We start from the raw sequence: 3760 nt of genomic DNA on the forward strand, positions 1-3760 counted from the left end.
AAAATTAATGCTTGTAACATGTCATTCTCCCCTTTTGAACTATAAGTTTTACTCGATATATTTTTCAACATCTCAACGATAATTTCTGAACAATAATTTGCGGCCGTTTTCGCGAAGTCATCATAAGAAATTTGTGCTTCATCGTCTGCACTGTCAGAAATACATCGTATTACGAGAAACGGTACTTCATTTATGTAAGCAACATGTCCAATTGCTGCACCTTCCATTTCTGTACAATGCGGTGCATATTCATCTATTAATTTCGCCTTTAGTTTTGAATCTTCAACAAAACATTCACCGCTTACAATTCTTCCTTCATGAATCCCAATATGTAAACTACTACTATTGCATGCAGTACGTGCTAACTCCATTAATTTCTTACTTGCGTAAAACTCCTCTTGGAACGGGAATAAGTTTTTCATTTGAGTCTTACTTACATCATGATGAGTTACATTCGTTGAAATAACTATGTCGCCAACTTTTACATCTGGATGTAGCCCCCCAGCAACACCCGTATTGATGATAGCATCTACATCAAATTTATGAATTAACGTTTGCGTACATGCGGCTGCATTAACTTTCCCTACACCACATCTTGCAACAATTATTTCTATTCCCATGAATTCACCAATGTAAAAAGGTATTCCCGCAATTGTTTGTTCCTCTTCTACAACTAGTTTTTCTAAAAGTAAGTCTATTTCAATTTGCATTGCTCCGATAATGCCGATTTTATTCATGAATATAGTCTCCTTTTTCACTTATAAGCCTGCCAACATGTTATGTAATGCACCGTAATTTTCAGCTATCCAATTCATTTCATCCGCAAAACGTGAAGGTGGTAAACTATGCTGATCCATATTGGCATGAATCCACCAAGTACTCTCCATGTACCAAAGCATTTGAATTGCCCGAACAATATTCCCTACTGGAAAGTCTAATTCATTGCGGTACCCTTCTAAAAATGATACAACAAGACTCTTATTTAACTCCCTATCATGTAAGGCACAAGATATAACCGCACGCCCAATATCCAATTCTACATAATCATAATCCATACGATCAAAATCTAGAATTGCTGAGACTTTATCGTTATGGAATAAGAAATTATCTACCCATAGATCGCGGTGCACCCATCCTTTTTTACTATTATAAAATTGATCTACATTTACCAATTGTGTTGCCTCTTGTTGTAATTTTATATAAGGAAGAATGTGCTCTTTTCCTAGCTTCTCTGCTTCTCTCCTTTTCTCTTCCCAATGTGTCAACCTTTCCTCTTTAGTAGGCGGAACAAATTTAGGGTTTTCTCCTTCTATTAAAGTGCCGTCATTTAACAATTTATGCATATGACCTATCGTCTGACCAAGAGAGTGGATTTCCTTTTCATTCACCTTTCCTGGTGAGACTAGATTACCTTCTTTATGTTCTAATACTATAAATCTTTCATCATTTTTTGATATATGCATTACATTATTTTTATAAGTTAACAATTTTGGGCATCTTACACTATTATTATGTAATCTTTGCTGTTGTTGTAATGCTTGCAATAACGTCAATGGGTCATATAACTTATATCGTTCTTTATTATATTGCTTTAATACAAAGTTCCCTACATCCGTTTCGAGTTTCCACTTTAAGTTTAACCAACCACGATGAATAGGTATTGCATTTCGAATTTTAAACTTAAATAAAGACTCACACTCCACTTTCAGCTCTTGAAAAATCATTGCAGCTTGTTTATTACATAATGGCTCAATCATCTTACTTATCCTTTCTTAACTTGACGTTCTTTACATAAGTTGCAAATATTCATCAATATCTTTAGAAATTTGTCTAAAAGCTTTATCCCAAAATTCATAGCTCGTTATATCTATTTCTAAATATTTTTTCATAAGTTCTTCCACTGGAGCTTTTCCTGTTTCTCGTAAAAACTTTTTATATTTCGAATGAAAAGTTCTATTACTTTCCTTAGCTATTTCTAATAAACTAAAACTAGCTAAATAGCCAAATGTGTATGGATAATTATAAAAAGGAACATCTGCTATATAAAACTGGACATATTTCATCCAAACAAATGGCTGATATTCTGATAATGCATTTCCATATGCTTTTTCTTGCGCTGCTATAGATAATTTCTCGATTTCATCAGCACTTAAAGGACTTTCTTTACATTTTTCATAAAAGTTCTTCTCAAATTCGAACGATGCTCGAATTGCCATTACATAATTAAAACAGTTTCTTATTTTCCAACTTAGCAATAATTTTTTCATATCTATACTATCTGTTGTGTGAATTAGATTATTTATAAGCAGCATTTCAAAGAAAATAGACGCTGATTCAGCCGTACTCATTGGCAAATAATCATCTAAAAAAGAAGAGGATGGTTCAAAACTCATATTATAAAAATGCCAAGCATGTCCTAGTTCGTGGGCAAGTACTCTTACACTATCGATGCTTCCGTCATAACGCATAGAGATTCGAGATTCTTTCTCACTGAAAAAAGGAGCACAAAATCCACCTGGGGGTTTATTCTCTCTCGGTTCTGCATCTATCCAACCACTTTCTATCGCATTACGTGCAAATTCTGCTAATTCTTCATCTATATTTTTTAATGCATCGTATATGTTTTGTACTGCTACTGAAAAAGGTATAATAACCTTATTAATCTTCCTTTACTGTCATAAGTTCATGCCATGTAATCGAAGCTCTGCCTTTCTTATAAACATTTAGAGCACTAACTAATTTATCTAGATTTTCTTCTGTCGCATTCCATATTTGTAATAATACAGTTTCCGAAATACCATTTGTATGAAGAGATTGTGTTAAAATCTCTTTATCTTCTATTTCATTACTCTTTGTATTACGCAATCTCCCTATTTGATTTAATACAGTAGCAAATATTTCTTTTTCCTTATGTAAAGCACTTGTTAATAACTCAAATACTTCTATTCTTTCCTTTTCATTATCACTATTCATTGCAATATTATTTGCTTGTCCAAATGATAATTGCTTATTATTGTGCTCTATTTCTATCCTATCCCTTAATTGTATGTACATATTTTCCCACGCATGAAGTTCATCTTTTATTAGCCTAGTATTATCGGTAATCTCCACTGCACTTTGTTGTATTACTTGCTGCACTTCACTTTTTAGTTCCTTCACTTTTACAGTCAATCTAGTAATGTCAGATGAAACACTTTCTTCAGCTGATCGGCAATACAAATAGTATTCTGCTTTTTCAATAGATTGTATAAGATTTGAAAGAATCCCTATATCTTTCGTTATAAAATATTGTTCTTTCAACTCAAATATTGGTACTAGAACATCCTCATTCGAATACAATCGTTCTAAATCCCACTTAGCAATTTTGTGCATTTTTATAGCCGCCTCCTATTTTTACAAATAGTTACAGATATTTCCCCAAAAACAATTATATATGAAATGGAAAAATTTTAATATCTTTAAATGTTTAGATTTTTATATACGCATTTTTATTTATATTCCTTGCTTCTGCTACTGAAATGCACATAACATAAACAGATGAATGGTATTGATACTGGAAAAATTATTACTTTCTAATAAAAGGAAACCCACCATATCAACCAGGAATTATAGAATAGCAATAAAAAAGGTTATCCAAAAGGCAAAAAATATACTACTCTTTTGGATAACCCTTTACAACTTATTAGAATTTTCGACTAATTTTTTTATAGATTCATTTTATTTTCAACGGATATTTTATAATATTTCGCAGATAATTTAT

At 32.1% G+C, this 3760-nt stretch carries 2 protein-coding genes and 1 pseudogene; all 3 read right to left on the reverse strand.

The genetic code is table 11. From position 1 onward, the window contains the following. Positions 1–737: 5'-methylthioadenosine/adenosylhomocysteine nucleosidase (locus KI369_RS27855; RefSeq protein WP_212958873.1), on the reverse strand; the 737-nt coding region annotated here is incomplete at its 3' end. Between the two features lie 21 nt (positions 738–758). Then, positions 759–1757, reverse strand: a complete 999-nt coding sequence (locus tag KI369_RS27860; RefSeq protein WP_212958875.1) for a phosphotransferase enzyme family protein — start codon at positions 1755–1757, stop codon at positions 759–761. A 30-nt stretch (positions 1758–1787) separates the two neighbouring features. Beyond that, positions 1788–3372 (reverse strand): annotated as a pseudogene (locus tag KI369_RS27865) (M3 family metallopeptidase). Positions 3373–3760 lie beyond the last annotated feature (388 nt).

Origin of the sequence: Bacillus sanguinis, from assembly GCF_018332475.1 — a bacterium.
Classification (GTDB): domain Bacteria; phylum Bacillota; class Bacilli; order Bacillales; family Bacillaceae_G; genus Bacillus_A; species Bacillus_A sanguinis.